We start from the raw sequence: 20156 nt of genomic DNA on the forward strand, positions 1-20156 counted from the left end.
GGAGGGGGAGTGGTCCCCTCCCGGGCCGTCCGTGGTCCGCCCCGACCGGGCCTGCGTGGCCCCGGTCGGGTCAGGTCGGTCCGCATCGAGTGCGGGTGCGGGTGCGTCAGAAGGTGAGCGAGAAGCTGTTGATCTTGCCGGTGTCGCCCGAAGCGACGTCCTGCACCTTCAGCTTCCAGACACCGTTGGCGACCTGCGCCGAGGCGTTGACCGTGTAGGTCGCCACCACGTTGTCGGCCGAGTCGCTCGACGAGGAGCTCTTCAGCCGGTACGAGGTCCCGTTCGGGCCGACGAGGTCGACGACCAGGTCACCGCGCCAGGTGTGGGTGATGTTCACTGCGGCCTGGAGGGTGCTCGGGGCGTTGCCGGTGACACCGGAGACGGTGAGCGAGCTGGTGACCGCGGCGCCGTTGTCCGGGATCGAGACGGCGGTGTTGCTGGTGAAGACCGTCCCGGTGCCGGGCGTCGTGCCGCCGGGGCGGGTACCGACGTTGATGCCGGCCCAGGCGTTGGCCACGGCGGTGTACTCGGCGCTCGTCGTGCCGTACAGCTCACCGGCGGCGGCGAGGGTACCGGTACGCGCGGAGGCGTAGTTGGTCGTCGTGGTGAACTTCGTGGTGAGCGCCCGGTACCAGATTGCCAGCGCCTTGTCGCGGCCGATGCCGGTCACGGCGAGGCCGTCCGAGGTCGGGGAGTTGTACGAGACGCCGTTGACGGTCTTGGCGCCGCTGCCCTCGGAGAGCAGGTAGAAGAAGTGGTTCGCGGGGCCCGAGGAGTAGTGGACGTCGGCGCTGCCGATGCCGGAGTACCAGGAGTCGTACGAGCCGCCGTCCTTGCTCGGCTTGTCCATGTAGCGCAGCGGGGTGCCGTCGCCGTTGATGTTGATCTTCTCGCCGACGAGGTAGTCACCCGGGTCGGCGGTGGTGTTGGAGTAGAACTCCACACCCGCCGCGAAGATGTCGCTGGTCGCCTCGTTGAGGCCACCGGACTCACCGCTGTAGACCAGGCCGGCGGTGGCGGCGGTGACGCCGTGCGACATCTCGTGCGCCGCGACGTCGAGCGAGGTCAGCGGGGCGGCGTTGCCGGACCCGTCGCCGTACGTCATGCAGAAGCAGCTGTCGGTCCAGAAGGCGTTGACGTAGTTGTTGCCGTAGTGGACGCGGGAGTAGGCGGCGACGCCGTTGCCCTTGATGCCGGTGCGGCCGTGGACGTTCTTGTAGTAGTCCCACGTCTCGGCGGCGCCGTAGTGGGCGTCGGCGGCGGCGGTCTCGGTGTTGGTGCCGACGCCGTTTCCCCAGACGTCGTCCGCGCCGGAGAAGAGCGTTCCGGTGCCGGACGTGCCGTGGTTCAGGTTGTACGTCTTGTGGCCGCCGCGGGTGGAGTCGGTGAGGTTGTACGAGCCCGTGGTGCCCGAGGTGCCGAGGGTGACGGTGCCGCTGTACTGCGTGTTGCCGGTACCGGTCTCGATGCCCTGCCACTCGAAGAGCTTGGCGCCGGAGGCGGCGTCCGTGACGACGTGCAGCTCGTTCGGGGTGCCGTCGTCCTGGAGCCCGCCGACCACCGTCTCGAAGGCGAGCTTCGGGGTGCCGTTCGCCAGCCAGACGATCTTGCGGGGGGCCTGGCTCGCCTCGGTGGCCTTCGAACCGTCGGCCGAGGCGGCGCTCAGGGCCTGCTTCTCGGCGGCGGCCGGGGCGATGTCGGCGACGGTGCCGACGGCCTTCAGCTGCGCGGAGGTGGCAGGGGACGCCTTGGTCACGGACTCGGTCGCACCGGCCGCGCTCTCGGAGACCACGAGGTCACCGCCGAGGACCGGCAGCCCGCCGAGGGTGCGCTCGTAGCGGGTGTGCACCGTGCCGTCGGTGTCCTTGACGACGTCACGGACGACGAGCTTCTCCGTGGCGCCGAGACCGAGTTCCTTGGCGGTGGCGGCCTTGCCCGCGTCGGCCTGGGCGATCAGGGCTGCGCGGGCGGCGGGGGAGAGAGCCGCCGGCAGCGCACCCGGGTTGACCTTGCCCAGGGCGGGAGAAGCCGCCGGGGACGCGGCGGGGGTGGCGGTCGCGGCGGGGGAGGTGACGCCGACGGCGACGAGGGCCGCCGCGGCTATCAGGGCGCCGGTCGCGGTGGTGCGACGGCTGTGCGTGAGTCTCACGCGGACTCCTTCTGCGAGGGGGGGTACCGGCGGGCGGTGGCCCGGTCGGCAGTGCAGGCGGTGCGCGGAACGACGGAAGAGTGTCAGGCACGGCGTGTTCCTGTCAGGAGCGCGTCAATGATTTGGCCAGAATTCGTCCGTTGCCGGGTGGCTGGTGTTCGTTAAGCGGACGTTTCGTCGATCTTGGCCGTGTTGCCGCCCGTCGGCTGTCGGCCGTCGTCACCACTGGGAACAGCGGTCCGCGGCCGTGCGGAAGGTGTTCGAAATTTTCGGGGGTGGAGGAGGTTGGCTCACGTGGTGAGACGCGCAAGGCGCATGGCTCATAACCGGCCATGCCCAGCGCGTCCGGAGCCGGCCGCCGCGGACGCCCGAGGGGAGGGCGGGGGTGCGGCGGGGTGTGTGACGCGGTTGGGCGGGAGCGGGGTGGGGATGTCCGACTTCCCACTGTCGTGCGGTCGTACGATCGTCTCATCGCCGAATGGGTGTGAAGAGAAAATCAATTCCCTTCCGGACGCCGCCCATTGAAATGATGAGTACGCGAACGGGTAGCGCGTCGTCGCCGATCGTGCTTTCACGTCGTGTCCGTCCCGGTCTTTCGTCACGGGTCGGGCACGATTCCTCCGTGGCGACAGGAAAACATCAGACCCCGGTCGAAGCGGCCGCGAACCCAGGGCCGGAAATCTCGGCAACCCCCGCTGCGGCGGAGGACGTTCCCGCTCAGGGCCGTACCGACCCCGACCGCATTTCCTCGACGCCCTCCCAAGCGACCGACTTTCCCGGCCAGGCGGCGCCCCCCGGCCCCTTCGGGGCGGCGGACGACGGTGCACCGCACCGCTTCCCGTTGTCCCGGGCGGAACGCCACGGACGAGCCGTCGCCGTGATCGGACTGGGGTACGTAGGTCTGCCGACGGCCCTGGCGCTACGGGCGGCGGGGGTGCGGGTGATCGGGATCGACATCAGCGCGGACCGGCTGCGCGACATCCGCGCGGGCGCCGTGGACCTGGCGCCGCAGGACCGGGAACGGCTGACGGACGCGCTGAACGACGCCGCCTTCCTGCTCACCGACGACTCCCGGGCCTCCGCCTGGGCGGACACCGTGATGATCTGCGTCCCCACCCCCGTGGACCGCCACCAAGTGCCGGACCTCGGGATGCTCGCTTCGGCCTGCGCCTCGGCGGTCGCGCACGCGACGCCCGGACAGCTGATCCTGCTGACCTCCACCAGCTACGTGGGGACCACCCGCGATCTGCTGCTCAGGCCGCTCGCGGCCCGGGGGATGAAGGTGGAGACCGATGTCTTCGTGGCTTTCACCCCGGAGCGGATCGACCCGGGGAGCGTCGGCCGCAGCCAGGACCTCACTCCGCGGGTGGTCGGCGGCGTGGGGCGTCGTAGCACCGCCTCGGCCGCCTCGGTTCTCTCCCGGGTCTGCCTCTCCGTGCACACGGTCGGAAGTCCGGAAGCCGCAGAGATGACCAAGCTCTGGGAGAACACGTTCCGGGCCGTCAATATCGCGCTGGCGAACGAATTGGCCGACAGCTGTGCCGTTTTCGGACTGGATCCCCGAGCGGTGATCGACGCGGCCGCCACCAAGCCGTACGGTTTCATGCCGTTCTATCCGGGCCCCGGGGTCGGCGGGCACTGCATTCCGTGCGATCCGCATTACCTGCTCTGGCAGTTGAGGGCCGAACGCATTCCCTCGCCTGTCGTCGACGCCGCGATGCGGGCCATCGCGGAACGCCCCGGACGCATGGCGGGGCTCATCACGGCGAAGCTCGCCGCACGGGGAATTCCGGTCGCCGGAGCGCGCGTTCTGCTGGTCGGGATCGCGTACAAGCGGGGCGTGGCGGACGTCCGCGAGAGTCCCGCGCTGGAAATCATGGGGCTGCTGGCGGACTGGGGGGCGACGGTCGCCTTCACGGACCCGCTGGTGCCGAGCGCCGAGCTGCACGGCGGGACGCTGGTCGGTCTCGCCGACCCGTGGGAGCAGCGGTGGGACCTCGTCGTGCTGCACACCGTGCACCCGGGCATGGATCTGCGCCGGCTGGGCCCCGAACACACGGTGCTCGACATCTCCCAGGACCGTAGGGGACCCGGTTCCGCCGGGACGTACCGAGCCACGGGGGCCACGGAGGGCGCCGGGGTGTCTGGGGTGCCTGGGAGCTCCGGGGCTACAGGGACTATCAGGGCTACCGGGGCTGCCGGGTCTGCCGGGGCTGCCGGGTCTGCCGGGGCTACCGGGTCTGCCGGGTCTGCCGGGGCTACCGGGAGCGTCGGGACGCACGGTCCGGTCGGGGCGCCGGCATGACCCTGACCGATCGAACGTCCACCGACCGAACGTCCGCCGATCGAACGGCCCCCGACCGAACGGCCGTCGACCGGGCAACCGCCGACCGAATGTCCGCCGGTCGTGTCCTCGGCTCCCCGCCCGCCGCCCGGCGGCCCGTACTCCACCGTGCTCCCTCGGGCGCCCGCCCGGCTCGCCGGGCCCCCGGGCCCGCCCGCCGACTTGCCCGGCGCCTCGCGGACGCGGTCCCCGGGGCCGGGCGCGGGGTGCGCCGGCTGCTGGTGCTGATCTGCCTGACGCCCCTGACCGTCGTCCTGGCCCACCAGGCGTTGCGGCTTCCGCGCCTGAACACCGCGACGGCGTACGGCCTGGTGGTCCTCGGGGGCACGATCGCACTGCTGTATCTCGCCTACAGCAGGTACGAGGACCCTTCGAAGACGTCGGGCCCCCGGCGGCCCGACCCCGGTTTCCCGTCCCTCCCGGCCCGGCCGCGCGTCGACTTCCTGCTGGCGGTGAAGGACGAGGCCGACGCCATCGAGGCGTGCGTCCGCTCGATGGCCGCCTCGGACTTTCCCCGGGTGCGGATCGTCGTGGTGGACGACTTCTCCACCGACGGAACGCGCGAGATCCTCCTCCGGCTGCGCGACGAACTCGGCATCACCGTCCTTCTGCTGGACGAGAACGTCGGGAAGAAGCACGCCCTGGTCGCCGCGTGCGGGCGGGCGGACGCCGAGATCATCGCGTTCACCGACTCCGACTGCGTGCTGGCACCCGACGCGCTCCGCCGCTGCGTGGACGCCCTCGCCCGCCACCCCCGCCTCGGTGCCGTCAGCGGGCACTGCCGGGCCCTCAACGCGCACGCGAACATGCTGACGCGCATTCAGGACGTCTGGTACGAGGGGCAGTTCAGGATCGCGAAGGCGGCGGAATCCTCCTTCGGCTCGGTGTCCTGCGTCTCCGGTCCGCTCGCGGTCTTCCGCCGGGAGGCGATCTGGAACTACCTCCCCGCGTGGGCCGGGGACCGCTTCCTGGGCGCTCCCTTCCGGTTCGCCACGGACCGGCAGCTCACCGGGTACGTCCTCGGGCAGGCGTGGATCGGCGTAAGGCTCAAGGACCGCTACCGCGACTCCCCGTTCGTCACGGGCGAGGACCATCCCGAGCGCCGTTGGCGGGTCGGCTACGTCCGCTCGGCCCACGTCCGTACCAACGTCCCCGCCCGTTTCGCCCCCCTGATGCGCCAGCAGGTCCGCTGGAAGAAGAGTTTCATCCGCAACCTCTTCTTCACCGGCGCCTTCATGTGGCGCCGGGGCCCGGGACCGGCCGTCCTGTTCTACGGGCACGTGCTCTGGGTGCTTGCCGCGCCGCTGATGGCCCTCCGCCACCTGGTCTGGGCCCCGGCCCACGGCGCGTACCTGCTCACCCTCCTCTACGTCTGCGGGGTCCTGCTCAAGGGCTGCGTCTGGGGCCTCGCCTACCGGATCGACCACCCCGGCGACACCCGCTGGAGGTACCGCCCGCTCATGAGCCTCTTCTCCTCGGTGGTCCTGGCCTGGCTGCTCCCGTACTCCCTGTTCACCGTGCGGCGCGGCATCTGGTCGAGGAGCGCGACATGAGGGCGGCCGACCGCAGATCGAGCGGCTGGCGGCTGGGGGAGGAGGCCTCGGGCGGCCCGGAACCGCGTGACGGGGGAGCGGCGCGGCGCGCGGCCCGGCTGGTGGCGGGGATCCTGACGGCCTGTGCGGTCGTCGCGCTCTACCTGCTGGTCCTGCTCCGGGGAGACCTGGCATGAGACGCGGTGTCCCGGGCCCGGCGGCGGTGGTACGGGCGGTGGTGGTGCGGGCGGTGCTCGGGCTGCTGGCCCTGACGCTGGTCGCCCTGCCCTTCTACGCGGCGTGGCGCTACGACGCCCACCGCAGGGCGGTGACTCCGCAGGCCGCCCCGCCCGCCGGGGCGCGGCCCGTCACCGGGGAGGCGGCTCCGCCGCGCGGCGGACCGGGAGCCGACGCGGCGGCTCCGCCCGTCGTGCTGGCGTACCACGACATCGGGCCCCGTGGCCGCAGCAGGTACACGGTGACTCCCGAAGCCTTCGACGCACAGCTCGCCGCCCTGGCGCGCGCCGGCTACCGGAGCCTGTCCACCGAGGAGTTCGTCCGCTACCTGGACGGCGGACCTCCGCCCGCCCGCCGCTCCGTCTTTCTCACCTTCGACGACGGCACCCACGGGCTCTGGGTGTACGGCGACCGCATCCTCGCCAGGTACCGGATGCGTGCGACGGCGTTCCTGATCACCGGATCGGTGGGGAGCCACCGCCCGTACTACCTCTCCTGGCAGGAGATCGGGCGCATGGCGGCCACGGGCCGGTGGGACTTCCAGGACCACACCCACGCCCTGCACCGGCGGGGCGCGGTGGACGCGGCCGGTACGCAGGTGTCGGCGCTCTCCCACCGCCTCTGGCTGCCCGGAGCACGGCGCCTCGAACGGGAGGACGAGTACCGGGCGAGGATCTCCGACGACTTCGACACCTCGCTCGCGGAGCTGTCCCGCCACGGCCTGCCCCGCCCCCGCCTCTTCGCCTACCCCTTCTCCGAGGTCTCCGAGCCGGCCGACTCCGCCTCGTCGAGCGCCATCCTGCGGCACGAACTCGCCGCGCGGTTCGCCGCCGCCCTGACGAACACCTCGCGCCGTCCGCTCCCCGCCGGACGGCGCGCGGCGGCGGCGCGCGAGGTCCAGCGCCTGGAGATCACCAGGGCGACGGACCTGCCGGCGTTCCGCGCGGAGCTGGACCGCTGGACGGCCGTCACCCCGGACAGCGTTCCCCGCCCGCTGGAGGACCGGGCGGGCTGGGAACGCATCGGCACCGCGGCCCGGGCCGGCCCCGGGGCGTTCACGGGGGAGGGCCCCTACCCGGGCGGAAAGGGGTACGCGGCGTCTTCGTACCGTCCCCTCGCCACCGCGGACTGGACGGACTACACGGTGGAGGCGACGGTGGAGCGCCTGAGCGAGGCACGGAACGACGTCGGCATCGTCGTCCGGGACCGCAGCCTCACGCCCGTCACGGTGTCGCTGAGCCACAGTTACGTCAGCCTCTTCACCGGTTCCGGAGCCCGGCGCACGGAGGTGGCCCGGCGAACGCTCCGGGACGGCGCCGTGCACCGCGTACGCGTCACGGTGCGCGGCGCGCACACGGAGGTCGTGGTGGACGGGCGCTTCCGGATCGACTGGACGGACGAGAAGGCGGCCGGGGCGGCCGGCAGGGGCGGGATCGGCCTCGTCGCCCGCAACGGCGACGCCCAGGGCGAGTGGCCCCGCTTCGCCTCCCTGCGGGTCAGCTCCGTGCGGATCGCCTCCCCGCCCGGAGCCCGCGCTGGTACGGGCACGGCCCGGACCGCCCCGGCGGAGGGACGGTGATCCGACGGGGGGAGGGGCGGTCCGCCTCCGGGTACAGCCGCCGGGCGGTGGTCGGGCTCGGGCTCGCCGCCACGGTGGGCGTCCTGCCGCTCACCGACGACCCTCCGGCCGAAACCGGGGCGGGCGGGCCGGGGGGAACGGGCGCCCGGAACGACCACGTGGCGGCCCCGCCACCGGCGCGGGCCGCCGACACCGCTGTCACCTGCGGGGTTGCGGACGCCGCTCCGTTCGTTGCGGTCTTCCCCGGCTCCGGCCTGATCACCAACGAGTACGCCCACCGCCACCACGGCGCCCCCGACGCCCGCGTCGACCCCGACTGGTCCGTCACCAGCGGCTCGCTCTTCGCCGACCGGGGAGCCGCCTGGAGCGGAATCCCGGACGGACTCTCCCCCGACCCCGCCTCCCGGCTGCACACCGGCTCCTCGGTCCTGCGCGCGGTGACCGTACGCCGGGACTTCGCGGACACCGCCGTACGCACCCGGGTCCTGCTCCGGCCGCCCGGCACCACGGACCGCACCCCCGCGACGGACTGGGACGGCGGGCACCTCTGGCTCCGCTACCGCAGCCCCCAGGAGCTGTACGCGCTGAGCTTCCGGCGGCGCGACGGCCTGGTCGCCATCAAGCGGAAACTCCTGCTGCCCGGGTCGGCCGAGGGCGAAGGCGTCGAGGGCGAGGACGTCGAGGGCGTGTACACGACCCTTGCCCAGGCCCGTTGCGCGATCCCGTACGACAGCTGGCACGACGTCGAGGCGCAGGCGCGCACCACGGCGCCGGCCACGGTGCTGCTCCGGCTCCTCGTCGACGGGCGGACCGTGGCCGAAGCCGTGGACACCGGGCCGGGTGTGCTCACCGGCCCCGGTGGAGTGGGGGTGCGGGGCGACAACACCGAGCTGCGGTTCAGCGCGTTCACGGCCGCGCCCTGCCCGGCCCCGTAGGTTCCTCTTCGGTGCCGGGCGCTCGGACCGGGGGGCTGTCGGCAGGTCCGACACCGGTGTCCGCGCGCCACCCGTTTATGCGATGACGCAAATATTGGAGCTAGCTCATGGACGCTCCGAGGGCCACCCCCGTACCTTCGTAGCGGTCGGTCCGAAAGTGGCCAGGCTCAGGGGGCTCGCAGGTATGGCACGTGAGGAACTGACGAGGCTTACCGGCAACGGTAGCGGCAATTGCGGCAAGGATGACTGCCCGAATGTCTACAGGAATGCTGCCGGTTCATTCGTGGTGCAGGGCGCCGTTTCCCACGCCTTCACGACTCCGGATGGTGAGGCACTCGTGGAGATTCCGGAGGCTATTTTGAGGGAGGCGATTCGTGTTCTTGGCTGGTGATGAATGGGCGGCCCGCTTCGAACGATTTCAACGCGAAGCATGGCGTCTGGAAACCCTTCCGCAGTACCTCATGCCACAGGAAGCGGAGGAGTTTGCCGCCTTCTCTTCCGGTCTTCGCATCGACCCGCGCACGGTTTCCAATGAATACACGGACCGCTTGCGTCGGCAAGTAGTCGAAGGGCGTTCGCAAGGGCGGGTCCATATAGTGACCCGCCCGCTCTCGGAGTATGTGCGGTTCGAATTCTCCCAGTACTACCTTCCCCATTCGCTCGCCGGCGAGCACATCAGAATCCTGGACGTGACGGATCGAGAGAATCCGCTGGTCGGGGCTCAGGATTTCTGGATCTTCGACCGCGCCGAGGTAGTTCTCATGAACTACCATCCCGACGGGCGACAGATCAGTCGGACAGTTCATGAGGGTGACATCGCGCCGTTCGTCGAGTTCCGCAGAATCGCCATCGAAGAGTCGGTGCCCTTCGAGGAGTATGTGAAGGGCCTTGACGCTTGATCCAAAGGCGCTGGGTCAGTCCCGAAATGACCTGGCGGAGACGCTACGAGAGCAGCGCAGGCGAGCTGGGAAGACTCAAATCTGGCTCGCCCGGCGCTGTGTCATGTCGCAAACCAAGGTGAGCAACATCGAAAGCGGGAAGCTGACACCTTCCCTCGTCGATGTTGAGATGATGCTTGAAGCCCTCCATGCGGACGAAGTGACAAAAGCCGAGATCATAGCCCTGGCCAGGACCGCAAACACGGAGTGGCAAGACCACTGGTATTCGCGGCGCCGTGGCTTGGACAAGAAGCAGAACGAGCTTTCCAGGCTTGAAAGTTCCTCTACGGAGTTTCGCTTTTTTCTGCTTTCGATGATCACGGGTCTGTTGGCTACCCCGGATTATGTTCGAGCGAGCATCTCTGATGTTCCAGGTGATCAGTCGGCGGTCATTGCCAAAAAACTTGAGCGACAGCAGGTGCTTTACGACTGCGCTAAATCATTCACCTTTATTTTGACGGAGCAGGCTGTCAGGTGGCCCTTGCTGCCGCCCATGGCCATGGCAATACAATTGGACAGACTTGTTTCGATCTCGCGCATCCCCAGCGTGCGCCTCGGGGTCATCCCCCTCGGCGGGCACATTCCAGAGAGGCCGCTAAATACTTTCACTGTGTACGACCGCAGATTGGCAACAGTGGAGACGGGGACCGGGGCGCTGCTGCTGCGTGACCGTAGGGACGTGCTCGCCTACCTCCGCGACTTTGAGTCGTACGAGCAGTACGCCGTATTCGGGGGCGGCTGCCGCGATCTTCTGGAGGAGTGGTCTACTTTGTTTACCCGACAACGCCAATAGTTTTGCGTTTGTCTCGAATCCTTCTCTAGATTTTCCCTGTCCTGCTGGGCGCTCGCCAGACCGCCGCGTACCACGGCCGAACCCGCTCGCGACCCCCAGCACCACTCACTGATTCCGGTCCCGCGCCAGGGTTTCCCTGACGCGTCCCCACTCGGACCGGCACACCATCGAAGTGAAGGGGAGATCCCTTGGAACCGTCCGACAGAGCACGGCTCAGTACCTACTGGTCGCGCATCGCTGCCGACTTCGCCCCCGAGCCGGCTGTCCGTCCGTCCTCGCTTCTCATCACGCACCTGTTGCCCGAGCGGCCCGCGTTCGTCCGTGCCGTGGGGGCCGTATCCGAGCTGCTCACCGTGCTGCCCAAGCCGAAGTCGATCAACGCCGACGCGCGGCGCGAAGTGGAACAGTCCTTCCACGTGGATGAGTTGACGCGTGAGCTCTTCACCGATCCGGACTCGGCGTTGTCCTACCTGGAGAGCCGGGCGGCCGGCGCGCGGCTCGTGCTGCTCGACGTGGGCGGGTACTTCGCTCCCGTGCTGGACGACCTGTGCGCGCGCTACTCCGGCACGATCCTGGGCGTGGTCGAAGACACCGAGAACGGCCACAAGCGCTACGCCGAAGTCCCGAAGCTGCCGTGCCCCGTGGTCTCCGTCGCTCGTTCTCCGCTCAAAGACCCGGAGGACTTCCTGGTCGGTCAGAGTGTGGTGTTCTCCGCCGAGGCGCTGTTGCGTGAGCGCGGGGACATCCTGCATGGCCGCTCCGCGCTCGTGATCGGCTTCGGCAAGCTCGGGTCCAGCATCGCCCGTCTGCTGCACGCGAAGGGGGTTCACGTCACGGTGTACGACATTGACCCCGTGCGGCGTGCGCAGGCGCTCTCGCAGGGGTTCGGGGTCGCCCGGGACCGGGATGCGGCCATACACGCCGCCGGGCTCGTCCTGTGCGCCACGGGGTCTCTCTCGCTGCGGGGCGAGGACTTCCCGACGCTGCGAAACGGCGCGTACGTCGCCACGGTCACCAGCTCGGAAGACGAGTTGGAACTGTCCAGCCTCCCGGAGGGGTACCGGCGCTCCCACGTCGGCGACCACGTGACCCGGTACGAGACGAGCGGCCACTACTTCTACTTGCTGAACGGCGGGGAAGCGGTCAACTTCCTGCACGGGGCGAGCGTCGGACCGTTCATCTTCCTCGTACAGGGCGAGATCATCGCGGCTACGCGAGCGATAGCCCGGGCCGAACTGCCGCCCGGGATGCACGAAGTCCCCGCCGTCGACCGAAGCGCCATCGCGGCGCTGTGGCTCAACTACTGGAACAGGTAGGACGCATGCCCATCCCCCTCGACCACCTCCGGACCGTCCTCGCGGGCTACGCGGACGAGCACCCCGAGGACAAGGACGGCCTTGCCCCGGTCTTTGCCGCGCTGGACCGGGACGACGACCCGACCAGCCGCAGCACGTCCCCGCTGCACGTCACCGCCGGGGCCGTGCTCATCGACGACGCCGGGAACGTGCTGCTCATCCACCACAACGCCACCGGGAAGTGGCTGACGCCCGGCGGGCATCTGGAGCCCGAGGACACCGGACTCATGCGGGCCGCGCTGCGGGAACTCGCCGAGGAGACCGGCGTGGACGGCGGGTTCCTCCCCATCCTGGACACGCCCGTTCATGTGGACGTGCACGACATCCCCGAGAACTCCGAGAAGGGGGAGCCCGCGCACCAGCACGCGGACTTCCGGTTCGTCTTCCGCACGGTCCGTGAGGTGCGCCCCCGAATTCAGGAGGAGGAGGTTTCCGCCGCCGAGTGGCGACCGCTGGACGACCTCCCGAGGGCGCTGCGCAACCGCGTCGCCGCGCTGGCGTAGCACCCCGAAGCCCCACCCGCCCCGCGTGCTCCCCGCTTCGCCGGGCGGGTGGTCGCCTCATGTACTGGGCGGCACGGCCGCCCCTCCGGAGCTGCCCACCTCTGCTTTGACGGGGCTATCCGCCGGTCGGCGCGGAGGGCGCGTGTCCGGTCTTGCGCACCTGGGACGTGTCCGCGTCCACGACCCCGCCGTCCGCGCCGGTCGGCACGACCTCCGGCACGAGTGTGCCGTGCCGGTCGACCAGGGTGGAGTGGGCTTCGCCCGGAGCGAAGGCGTGCCGTTCCCCCCACTGCCGGAGCGTGAGGACGGCGGGGAAGAGATCGCGTCCGGCGTCGGTCAGGACGTACTCCTGACGGCGGCCCGAGGGTGCGGTGGTCCGGGCGAGCAGCCCGTGATCGACGAGCTTGCGGAGGCGGTCGCTGAGGATGTTGCGGGCGATGCCGGTGCGCCGCTGGAACTCGGTGAACGAGCGTGCCCCGTCCATCGCGTCGCGGACGACCAGAAGGCTCCACTTGTCGCCGACCAGATCGAGAGCGCGGGCCACGGGGCAGTCGGGATCGGTCCACCCGGGCTCGGGGGAGCGCGCGGTGTCGCCTGGCATGACACCTCCCATTCGGTTGCGGATCGAAACCATCATGCCGTAGCGTCGAATCAGTTGCAATATGCTACTGATTGGGGACGTGATGACTGTGTGGCGGCGTCTGCTGCTCGCGATGGTCTGCGGTGTCGCTGTGGCGAGCATCTATGCCGCGCAGACGGTGCTGGAGCCGATGGGCCACGACCTCGGAGTGCCGCCCGGGCTCACCGGCTGGATCGTCTCCACCGGCCAATTCGGCTATCTGGCGGGCCTGGTGCTGCTGGTTCCCCTCGGGGACGTGGTGGACCGGCGGCGGCTCATCGCCGTCCATCTGGCCGTCACGGCGGCCGGTACGGCGCTCACCGCCTCGGCGACGGTTTCCTGGGTAGCGTTCACCGGACTCGCGGTGGCCGGGATGTTCGCGGTGGTCGTGCAGACCACCGTGGCTTACGCCGCGTCGGTGTCGTCGCCCACCGAACGGGGCCGCACCATCGGGGTGGTGACCTCGGGCGTGGTCGTCGGCATTCTGGGCGCGCGGGCCGTCACCGGCGCGCTCACCGAGCTGTGGGGCTGGCGGAGCGTCTACGTCGTCCTCGCGGTGTTGTCCCTGGGGCTCGCGGCCCTCGTCCTCGCGGTCCTTCCGGCGGAGGCCCGATCCGGCCGGCCCACGGGATACGTACGGGCCGTGAGCTCGATCGGCGGGCTCTTCGGGCAGCGACTCTTCCTCTCCCGCGGGCTGATCGCCTTCTTCCTGTTCGCGTCCTTCGGGACGCTGTGGAGCGGGCTGTCGCTGCCGTTGTCGGACGCGCCGTGGCACCTGGACGAGGGGCAGATCGGCCTCTTCGGCTTCGTCGGCCTCGCGGGCGCACTGGGTGCGGCGCGCGCGGGACGGTGGGCGGACGCGGGGCGGGCGACGACGGTCACCGGTCTCGCGCTGGGGCTGCTGATCCTCTCGTGGGCGGCGATCGGGCAGTTGACCTGGGTGGTGTGGATTCCGCTCGTCGGGATCGTGCTGCTGGACTTCGCCGTGCAAGCCGTCCACGTGAGCAACCAGCATCTGCTCACCACCGCTCACCCCGACCGCATCAGCGGAGTCATCGGCGGTTACATGGTCTTCTACTCGCTCGGCTCCGCCCTCGGCGCCGCCACCACCACCGCTCTCTTCGCAGCCCGTGGCTGGGCCGGATCCAGCGTCCTCGGGGCGGGTTTCGCCGCGTGCGCGATGCTCGTCTGGGCGGTCGACCGGCGGCTCCCCTCCGGCGAGTCCCTCCGTCCCGGCGACGGCTCGGAGGCCCGATCGCTTCGGGAAGGGAAAGCCGGTGAGGCCCAGGAGCTCGTCACACGGTGGGCCGGAGGGCGTGGAGCCGCGCGCCGTTCGGGCGACGGTTTCTGAGCCCTCGGCAACTTCAGCTGCGAGGAACGGGCGTGGGGCGGGGGCACCGGAACGCTCGCCGACTTCCATGGGGCCAGCCCGGGTCTCGGGCTTCGGGTCTCGGGCTTCGGGTCTCGGGTCTTGGGGCTTGGGGCTTGGGTCTTGGGGTTCGAGCGTCGATCACTCTCCTGTCACTCGTTCGAGGGACTGGAAGAGGTGGGCGGGCCGACGCTTGAGCTTCGGGATTCGGGGGTCGGGATGCGAGGTCCGGGATTCGAGCGGTGTTGTTCATCCGGGAGGTAGGTAGGGGGGTTTGAGGAAACCTCCCCTCCCTCCCACCCCGTCACGGCCAGCAAGTATGACTAATGGTGAGCGAGTTGCGGCGGAGAGTCACGCGTGCTTACGGTGCCCTCAACGAATCGACCCCGACGCGGTGTTGGCGCACCAGGCCGGGGTCTCACCAAAGATCGACTACCTAGAAAGACCGATCTCATGGCTACCCAGCACTTTAGTCCCGCCCTGCCCGCGCCCGCAGCTTCGCGGCCGTACCGCCGGGCCCACACCGGCTACGGCAAGCAGTCCGTACAGCCCGTACAGCCCGTGCAGCCCGTGGAGCCCGTCTCCGGTCAAGCCGCGCCCGGGGCCCGGGACTTCGCGTACCTGCCGGAGCGTGAGCGGTATGTCGCCGCCTATGTGGACCACTTGCCCGATGGTGCCTCGATGGACATCAAGTCGCTGGCCAAGGACTTGCCCCTGTACGGGCAGATGGCCATCGGTACGGCCCTGCGGGCGCTCGGTGTGGCCGGGCACCTGCGGCGCGTACGCAGGCGGACGGGGGGAGACGGCCCGTGCCGGTGGGTGACGCTGACCTTCTGGTCCCGCACCGCCCACGACAACGAGTGGTGGACCGCCCATCTCGAAGCCGCAGCCACCGCGTCCGAACAGCCCAGCGCGCCCTGCGTCGAGCCGCGCCCCACCTCCGGGCCCGGCCCCGTCGTCCCCCGACAGCGCACCGCCGAATCGGCCCCCGGCCGGCCTCCGTCCCCGGATCAGTCATCGGAAGCTGTCGGTGCGGCCGACCCCGCCCCGGAGGCGCCAGTGCCCCCGGCGCAGGACGGCGCGCAGGTTGCCGCGACACCTGCCGTCCCGCAGGCGGCTCTTGGCGCTCCTTCGGCTGCCGGTGCTCCTGCGGCCGTCGCGGGCCCCTCGCCCGCCTACGTCGCCCTGGCCGAACTGGGCCGCCGTGAACCTCGCTTGACGCTCTCAGCTGCGGACTGCGAGGTACTGGAGCCGCTCGCCGCCGCCTGGTTCGCGCGGGGTGTCAGCGCCGGGTACCTGACCTCGGCGCTCACCGCTGGGCTCCCCGAGCAGGTCGGCTCACCCGTCGGGCTGGCGCGCCGCCGCCTCACCGACAAGATGCCGCCCCGGTTGTCCCCGACCCCCACCCCGCCACCCGTCCCGGCCCAGGGCGGCGCTCCCGCCGCCCGAGTGCGCGGGCTCCTGGTCGAGTGCACCGACTGCGGGCGCCCCGCCCGCGCCGAAGCACTCCCGGACGGCCTCTGCGCCCCCTGCCGCACCGCCCACCAGACCCCGCAACCCGCCGACCCGGACGCCGCCCCGGCCCCGGTCGAACGCGACGTCCCGGCCCTCGTCGCCGGACTCCGCAACCTGATGCGCACCCCGTGACCTCCAGGACGTCGCACACGGCGTCCGTACGGTCAGTCATTACGGGAGCACCGGGACCGGTCGGCCCCGGTTCGTGGGGGTGGCCTCAGTTCGCGTTGAACGACCAGAAGACGCCGACCTCCTTCGTACTCACGGCGATCAGCCCGACGTCCATCATGTGGCTGGTGAAGGCCCTTCCGCCCGAGAGATCACCGGCGAGGAAGTCCGGCGAGGCGGAGTCGCGGGCCAGATCGGAGGACGTACGGAAGGCGGCGCCGGGACCGAACCTGCTGAGCACCGTCCGGGCATCGGCCATCACGTGGTCCTTGTCGGGGCGTGTCCGGACGGGACGGATCTCGAAGAACCACTCCTGAGTCAGGGAAGCGAGCAGCTCGGCGGCGGCAGATGCTGTGATGGGGTAGGTCCACGCACGCACCTGCGCGGCCGTCGGCGGCAGGAACGGAAACGACGGACGGTCGTTCTCCCGTCCCTCCTCGTCTATCCGCCACACCTGCGACGACCAGCCCCGGGGGTCGGCGATCGTCCGGTCCATGACGGCCAGGACATCTTGGCCCCAGTCCTCGGCCCGGCGGGGGCCGGTCATCGCGAAGGTGTACACGTCGTCGAGGAGCCGCTTCAGCGCGGCGTCCCAGGTCAGCCGACGAACCCTCTGGCCTTGACGCCTGCGACGAACGCGGCGAAGGAAGTGGCGGAGACGTCCAGAACCGGGCCGCTCGTGTCCTTGGAGTCCCGGATGGGGACGATGCCGTGTACCGAAAGAAGGTTCGCCGCGACCTCGACGCAGTCGCCGCCGTTGCTGCTGTACGAGGACTTGAACCAATGGGGGGACTCAGTCATCACAGGGTTCCCTTCCGTACGGCTCGATCATGGTCAAGGATGGTGCCCGCGAGAGTTCCTCGGATCGCGGCACCTGATGGTAGGTCGACAACAGCATTCGAAGGCAGGCGTGTTGCGGGATTCAGCCATCGGTGCAAGGCGGGGAGTCGGCGTGCGGGCAGAACGGTCCCCGACGGCGAGTGACCGACGTGGCAGGCCGACTCTTGACTAGCACCTTCAGCGGGTCTCGCCGCCGGTCAGCAGACAGCCCCACCGCGCGAAAACACGGTGGGGCTATCCGCTGCTGGCAGGGTCGCTCGGTGGTCAGCCGGCGAACCCTTCGGACTTGACGCCTGCGACGAACGCGGCGAAGGAAGTGGCGGAGATGTCCAGGACCGGACCGCTCGTGACCTTGGAGTCGCGGACGGGGACCATGTTGTGCGAGGCGGCAAGATTGACAGCGACCTCGACGCACTGCCCGCCGCCGCTGCTGTACGAGGACTTGAACCAACGGGGGGACTCGGTCATCACGGGGTGCCCTTTCGTACCTGTTCGATCATGTCCAGAGACGCTGCCTGGGAGAGCGCCTCGGTTTGCAACTGATGGTAGGCCGTCAACATCGCCAGCGCGTAACGGCTTTCGCGCTCAAGGTGCCCTCGCTGGGACGACTCCGCATGACATGAGGGAGCGGTCGGGAAGCGTCAGCACGGTCACAGGGAGGGTGCAGGCGCGGCGCTCTCCCATGGCGAACGGTGCTACCTGCAGCGCGGTGTTCGGCAGGTCGGCGAACTCCAACAGGCGATCCAGCTGCGCGTCCCAGACGGCAGGGGCCCCCACGGGGCGGCGGATGCAGCTTTCGTCCAGCACTACGAAGACCAGGGGTGGACGGCGGCGCACCAGCACTTCCTGCCGCTGCGCCACCAGGGCCACCCGCTCCTCGGCCTGCTCCGGTGTCGCAGCTCCGCGCTTGACCTCACCCCCTTGGATGGCTGACGCGTAGGCCGGTGTCTGCAGAAGGCCCGGTATCACCCCGACCTCGTACAGCCTGATTTCTGCCGCCCGAGCCTCGTGGGACACGTACTCCGGGAAGCCTTCGATCAGCGACCCCTGCCGGATCTCGCGCCACTCGCGTTCGAACGAATCGGGAGTGTCGGCCGTGCCGAAGGCCACGTCAACATCTCTTGAGAACCCAAGGGTTGGCGACTTGCGGGCAGTTTCCACCGCAGAGATATGCCTACTGGAGTACGCACCCTTCGCGGCCAGCACGTCCTGTGTCCACCCTTGGTCCTCGCGGAACCGCCGGAGACGTGCGCCATAAGCCGCCTCCGGGCTCGCCTCGGGGTTCAACTCTCTTCGGTTCACCATGGTCGGGCGTAACCCTCCCTTCGCGCCTAGCGGGTTGAGGACATCCCAACGATAGGCCACTCTGAGCACCCTTGGTAGCCAAACTGCTACAGAGAGGAGTGGTCGTGCATGCGCCTGATGGTGCCTCTCCGTCGCCGGCGGTCGGGAGGCTGATGGTCGACACCGGCCGCGACGGCCGCATCGGCGAGTTCCGAGGAGTCGCGGGCCCCTACTGGTCGTTGCGCCCCCTCGGTGGCGGGCTCGAATGGGAAGCCGAACCCGGACTCGTCCGGCCGGCGACCCCGATGGAGCGACTGCGGGCCGAGAACGCCCGCTGCAACGCCCGGAGTCGGGGTGACGTGCTGTGAGGACGCCGAGCGTGCGTGACCCAGTGGTCCAGGAGTTGGCGGGGCCTTGTGGCGGCGGAGTGGAAGGGAAACCAGTGGCACAGAACGACGGCATCGAACTGCCCACCCCCGTCCGGCGGGTCGGCGCCACCGTCCTGGTGCGTGACCCCACCGGGGCCGTACTGCTGGTCAAGGCTCCCCGTGAGAGCGAGTGGGGTCTCCCCGGCGGTGTGGCGTACGAGGGGGAGACCGTGGCTGAAGCGGCCACCCGTGATCTGGAGGAAGTGACAGGCCTCGTACGGCACTTGACGCTCTTTGCCGCGCTCGACCTGATCCCGGCTCCCCGGGGCAGCCGCTCCGCGAACGGGTTCGACGTCGTCGGTGACGGCGGCACGCTGAGCGCGGAGGAAGCCGCCCGCGTGGCCGTCCCCGAGGGTGCGGAGGACCGGGTCGCCGAACTCCGCTGGGTGCCACTGGACCAGGTGGAGCTCGTCGCGGCCGGTCTTGTGGCCCGGCGTATCCGTCAAGCCGCGGCCGCCTTCGAGCACGGGCAGCAGCCGCTGTTGCTGAACGGTCTCGTAGCCGCATGACCTCCTGAGGGCCGCCTTCCGGCCGCCCCGATCGGCTCATTCCGGAGCCGTAGCCCCGGCCGTAGCCCCGGAGCCGGAGCACTCCGCAACACCTGTCCGCCGGCCCGGCCCCACCCCGCTGCCACGTGGTCCCCGCAGTGCGGGTGCGAGCCCCGCTCGGCCCGTCCCGCCGGGTCGGGCGGGGATTCCACCTGTCCACGAAACTCCCGTGAGGCCTCTCGTGCTGCAATGCACCGCTGTCTGCCGTATCCCCGAGATCGACGCGCTGGTCTTTCTGACCGCCATGAAGGGAGCGCCCGAGCAGCCCGTCGACCACCTCTCCTTACTCGACGAGTACGCGCTCTGTGAGCTGGGCGAGCATGCCGAAGACGTCGAGCACGCCGCCTTCATCGGGGGCGCCGAGGACGGCTCCCAAGTCGACCTCTGGATGTACTGGGACGACGGTCTGCCGCCCCGGTTCGCGGAGTCCCGCTCGTGCCGTGCCGTCACGTGGCTGATCAGCCTGCCCCACAGCGTGGACCGGTGCACTCTGCCCCCTGGGCATCCGCCGGGCCATTCCTGGGACGTGACGGACCCGCTCGGTGACCTGTTGGACGAGGCCGCCCGCCGGGCCGTCAACCTCCTCCCGGACGAGCGTGCGGACACGTTCACGGGCGAGGACACCGACGAGCACGCGAACGGGCACGCGGACCGGCACGTGGACGACCGGGGCGACACGCCATGACGGAAGCGCGGTACTTCCACTGCAACGACACGCGGCGGGCGCCATGGGCGGACACGGCCGACCGCCCTCTTCCGGCCGACGTACCCCGCTCGGTGACCTGCGAACTCGCCCGGAACCACGACGGTGCTCACGCGGACCACCTCGACTACCTCGGGCTCGAAGACGGGGACGTCTGGGCGTACTGGAACGAGGCCGACCACGTCACGTACGCGGTCATGCCACCGTGCCAAGTGGCCGACCGGACACTCCCCGGGATTCGGCAGGACCCCTGCCACCTGTACGCCGGTCATCCTCCGGGGCACTCGTGGGACTTCGTGGACATGCTCCACGACTGA

The 20156-nt window shown here is 70.2% G+C and carries 21 protein-coding genes and 1 pseudogene; 16 read left to right on the forward strand and 6 right to left on the reverse strand.

Annotation, left to right across the window (positions count from 1 at the left end):
* Positions 1-106: 106 nt before the first annotated feature.
* Entirely contained in the window at positions 107-2149 is a 2043-nt protein-coding gene (locus ACFWEP_RS06710) for a M4 family metallopeptidase (RefSeq protein WP_387366619.1), read from the reverse strand.
* 877 nt (positions 2150-3026) lie between these two features.
* Between ACFWEP_RS06710 and ACFWEP_RS06715 the strand changes: the two genes are divergently transcribed.
* The 10 genes from ACFWEP_RS06715 (at position 3027) to ACFWEP_RS06760 (ending at position 12365) form a co-directional block, all read left to right on the forward strand.
* Positions 3027-4454 carry a nucleotide sugar dehydrogenase gene (locus ACFWEP_RS06715; RefSeq protein ID WP_387366622.1) on the forward strand — a complete coding sequence of 476 codons (1428 nt, stop codon included), beginning with the start codon at positions 3027-3029 and terminating at the stop codon, positions 4452-4454.
* Positions 4455-4543: 89 nt separating this feature from the next.
* The gene (locus ACFWEP_RS06720) at positions 4544-6046 is read left to right on the forward strand and encodes a glycosyltransferase (protein ID WP_387366625.1); all 1503 of its coding nucleotides are present in this window, start codon (positions 4544-4546) and stop codon (positions 6044-6046) included.
* Positions 6043-6222: a hypothetical protein gene (locus ACFWEP_RS06725; protein ID WP_387366628.1), complete on the forward strand. Its 180-nt coding sequence runs from the start codon at positions 6043-6045 to the stop codon at positions 6220-6222. Before ACFWEP_RS06720 ends, ACFWEP_RS06725 begins: the two co-directional genes overlap by 4 nt.
* The gene (locus ACFWEP_RS06730) at positions 6219-7841 is read left to right on the forward strand and encodes a polysaccharide deacetylase family protein (protein WP_387366631.1); all 1623 of its coding nucleotides are present in this window, start codon (positions 6219-6221) and stop codon (positions 7839-7841) included. Before ACFWEP_RS06725 ends, ACFWEP_RS06730 begins: the two co-directional genes overlap by 4 nt.
* A complete protein-coding gene (locus tag ACFWEP_RS06735; protein ID WP_387366634.1) occupies positions 7838-8776 on the forward strand; it encodes a hypothetical protein in 939 nt (312 codons plus the stop codon). The genes ACFWEP_RS06730 and ACFWEP_RS06735 overlap by 4 nt, the downstream gene beginning before the upstream one ends.
* A 184-nt stretch (positions 8777-8960) precedes the next feature.
* A complete protein-coding gene (locus ACFWEP_RS06740) occupies positions 8961-9167 on the forward strand; it encodes a hypothetical protein (RefSeq protein WP_387366637.1) in 207 nt (68 codons plus the stop codon).
* Entirely contained in the window at positions 9151-9675 is a 525-nt protein-coding gene (locus tag ACFWEP_RS06745) for a DUF6879 family protein (RefSeq protein WP_387366640.1), read from the forward strand. Before ACFWEP_RS06740 ends, ACFWEP_RS06745 begins: the two co-directional genes overlap by 17 nt.
* Positions 9665-10507: a helix-turn-helix domain-containing protein gene (locus ACFWEP_RS06750; RefSeq protein ID WP_387366643.1), complete on the forward strand. Its 843-nt coding sequence runs from the start codon at positions 9665-9667 to the stop codon at positions 10505-10507. The genes ACFWEP_RS06745 and ACFWEP_RS06750 overlap by 11 nt, the downstream gene beginning before the upstream one ends.
* A gap of 188 nt (positions 10508-10695) precedes the next feature.
* Positions 10696-11823: an adenosylhomocysteinase gene (locus tag ACFWEP_RS06755; protein ID WP_387366646.1), complete on the forward strand. Its 1128-nt coding sequence runs from the start codon at positions 10696-10698 to the stop codon at positions 11821-11823.
* Between the two features lie 5 nt (positions 11824-11828).
* Positions 11829-12365, forward strand: coding sequence for an NUDIX hydrolase (locus ACFWEP_RS06760; RefSeq protein ID WP_387366649.1), 537 nt, complete (start codon positions 11829-11831; stop codon positions 12363-12365).
* 115 nt (positions 12366-12480) lie between these two features.
* Here ACFWEP_RS06760 and ACFWEP_RS06765 read toward each other — a convergent pair whose 3' ends face one another.
* Complete coding sequence (locus tag ACFWEP_RS06765; protein ID WP_387366652.1) at positions 12481-12966, reverse strand: winged helix-turn-helix transcriptional regulator; 486 nt, start codon at positions 12964-12966, stop codon at positions 12481-12483.
* An 82-nt stretch (positions 12967-13048) separates the two neighbouring features.
* On the opposite strand from ACFWEP_RS06765, the gene ACFWEP_RS06770 reads away from it, so the two are divergent.
* Together ACFWEP_RS06770 and ACFWEP_RS06775 are read left to right on the forward strand one after the other, a co-directional pair.
* A complete protein-coding gene (locus tag ACFWEP_RS06770) occupies positions 13049-14335 on the forward strand; it encodes an MFS transporter (RefSeq protein ID WP_387366711.1) in 1287 nt (428 codons plus the stop codon).
* Between the two features lie 471 nt (positions 14336-14806).
* Positions 14807-16000 carry a MarR family transcriptional regulator gene (locus ACFWEP_RS06775; RefSeq protein WP_387366655.1) on the forward strand — a complete coding sequence of 398 codons (1194 nt, stop codon included), beginning with the start codon at positions 14807-14809 and terminating at the stop codon, positions 15998-16000.
* A gap of 85 nt (positions 16001-16085) precedes the next feature.
* Here ACFWEP_RS06775 and ACFWEP_RS06780 read toward each other — a convergent pair whose 3' ends face one another.
* The 4 genes and pseudogenes from ACFWEP_RS06780 to ACFWEP_RS06795 form a co-directional block, all read right to left on the reverse strand.
* Entirely contained in the window at positions 16086-16583 is a 498-nt protein-coding gene (locus tag ACFWEP_RS06780) for a hypothetical protein (RefSeq protein ID WP_387366658.1), read from the reverse strand.
* A gap of 50 nt (positions 16584-16633) precedes the next feature.
* A complete protein-coding gene (locus ACFWEP_RS06785) occupies positions 16634-16837 on the reverse strand; it encodes a DUF397 domain-containing protein (protein WP_387366661.1) in 204 nt (67 codons plus the stop codon).
* Between the two features lie 303 nt (positions 16838-17140).
* Positions 17141-17344: a DUF397 domain-containing protein gene (locus tag ACFWEP_RS06790; RefSeq protein ID WP_387366664.1), complete on the reverse strand. Its 204-nt coding sequence runs from the start codon at positions 17342-17344 to the stop codon at positions 17141-17143.
* A pseudogene (locus ACFWEP_RS06795) lies at positions 17344-18181 on the reverse strand (helix-turn-helix domain-containing protein). Before ACFWEP_RS06795 ends, ACFWEP_RS06790 begins: the two are co-directional and overlap by 1 nt.
* A 152-nt stretch (positions 18182-18333) precedes the next feature.
* Here ACFWEP_RS06795 and ACFWEP_RS06800 point away from each other — a divergent pair.
* The 4 genes from ACFWEP_RS06800 (at position 18334) to ACFWEP_RS06815 (ending at position 20156) form a co-directional block, all read left to right on the forward strand.
* Positions 18334-18528, forward strand: a complete 195-nt coding sequence (locus ACFWEP_RS06800) for a hypothetical protein (protein WP_387366667.1) — start codon at positions 18334-18336, stop codon at positions 18526-18528.
* Between the two features lie 74 nt (positions 18529-18602).
* On the forward strand, positions 18603-19097 hold the full coding sequence (locus tag ACFWEP_RS06805; RefSeq protein WP_387366670.1) for an NUDIX domain-containing protein: 495 nt from the start codon (positions 18603-18605) through the stop codon (positions 19095-19097).
* 220 nt (positions 19098-19317) lie between these two features.
* Positions 19318-19821, forward strand: coding sequence for a hypothetical protein (locus ACFWEP_RS06810; RefSeq protein ID WP_387366673.1), 504 nt, complete (start codon positions 19318-19320; stop codon positions 19819-19821).
* Positions 19818-20156: a hypothetical protein gene (locus ACFWEP_RS06815; protein ID WP_387366676.1), complete on the forward strand. Its 339-nt coding sequence runs from the start codon at positions 19818-19820 to the stop codon at positions 20154-20156. The genes ACFWEP_RS06810 and ACFWEP_RS06815 overlap by 4 nt, the downstream gene beginning before the upstream one ends.

The organism is Streptomyces sp. NPDC060198 (assembly GCF_042728415.1).
GTDB lineage: Bacteria > Actinomycetota > Actinomycetes > Streptomycetales > Streptomycetaceae > Streptomyces.

What these genes read in the sequence shown, in the direction of transcription:
- ACFWEP_RS06720 (WP_387366625.1), top strand. Translation starts at nt 4,544, where the DNA reads ATGTCCGCCGGTCGTGTCCTCGGCTCCCCGCCCGCCGCCCGGCGGCCC.
- ACFWEP_RS06725 (WP_387366628.1), top strand. Translation starts at nt 6,043, where the DNA reads ATGAGGGCGGCCGACCGCAGATCGAGCGGCTGGCGGCTGGGGGAGGAG.
- ACFWEP_RS06730 (WP_387366631.1), top strand. Translation starts at nt 6,219, where the DNA reads ATGAGACGCGGTGTCCCGGGCCCGGCGGCGGTGGTACGGGCGGTGGTG.
- ACFWEP_RS06740 (WP_387366637.1), top strand. Translation starts at nt 8,961, where the DNA reads ATGGCACGTGAGGAACTGACGAGGCTTACCGGCAACGGTAGCGGCAAT.
- ACFWEP_RS06760 (WP_387366649.1), top strand. Translation starts at nt 11,829, where the DNA reads ATGCCCATCCCCCTCGACCACCTCCGGACCGTCCTCGCGGGCTACGCG.
- ACFWEP_RS06765 (WP_387366652.1), bottom strand. Translation starts at nt 12,966, where the DNA reads ATGCCAGGCGACACCGCGCGCTCCCCCGAGCCCGGGTGGACCGATCCC.
- ACFWEP_RS06770 (WP_387366711.1), top strand. Translation starts at nt 13,049, where the DNA reads ATGACTGTGTGGCGGCGTCTGCTGCTCGCGATGGTCTGCGGTGTCGCT.
- ACFWEP_RS06775 (WP_387366655.1), top strand. Translation starts at nt 14,807, where the DNA reads ATGGCTACCCAGCACTTTAGTCCCGCCCTGCCCGCGCCCGCAGCTTCG.
- ACFWEP_RS06780 (WP_387366658.1), bottom strand. Translation starts at nt 16,583, where the DNA reads ATGACCGGCCCCCGCCGGGCCGAGGACTGGGGCCAAGATGTCCTGGCC.
- ACFWEP_RS06785 (WP_387366661.1), bottom strand. Translation starts at nt 16,837, where the DNA reads ATGACTGAGTCCCCCCATTGGTTCAAGTCCTCGTACAGCAGCAACGGC.
- ACFWEP_RS06790 (WP_387366664.1), bottom strand. Translation starts at nt 17,344, where the DNA reads ATGACCGAGTCCCCCCGTTGGTTCAAGTCCTCGTACAGCAGCGGCGGC.
- ACFWEP_RS06800 (WP_387366667.1), top strand. Translation starts at nt 18,334, where the DNA reads ATGGTCGACACCGGCCGCGACGGCCGCATCGGCGAGTTCCGAGGAGTC.
- ACFWEP_RS06815 (WP_387366676.1), top strand. Translation starts at nt 19,818, where the DNA reads ATGACGGAAGCGCGGTACTTCCACTGCAACGACACGCGGCGGGCGCCA.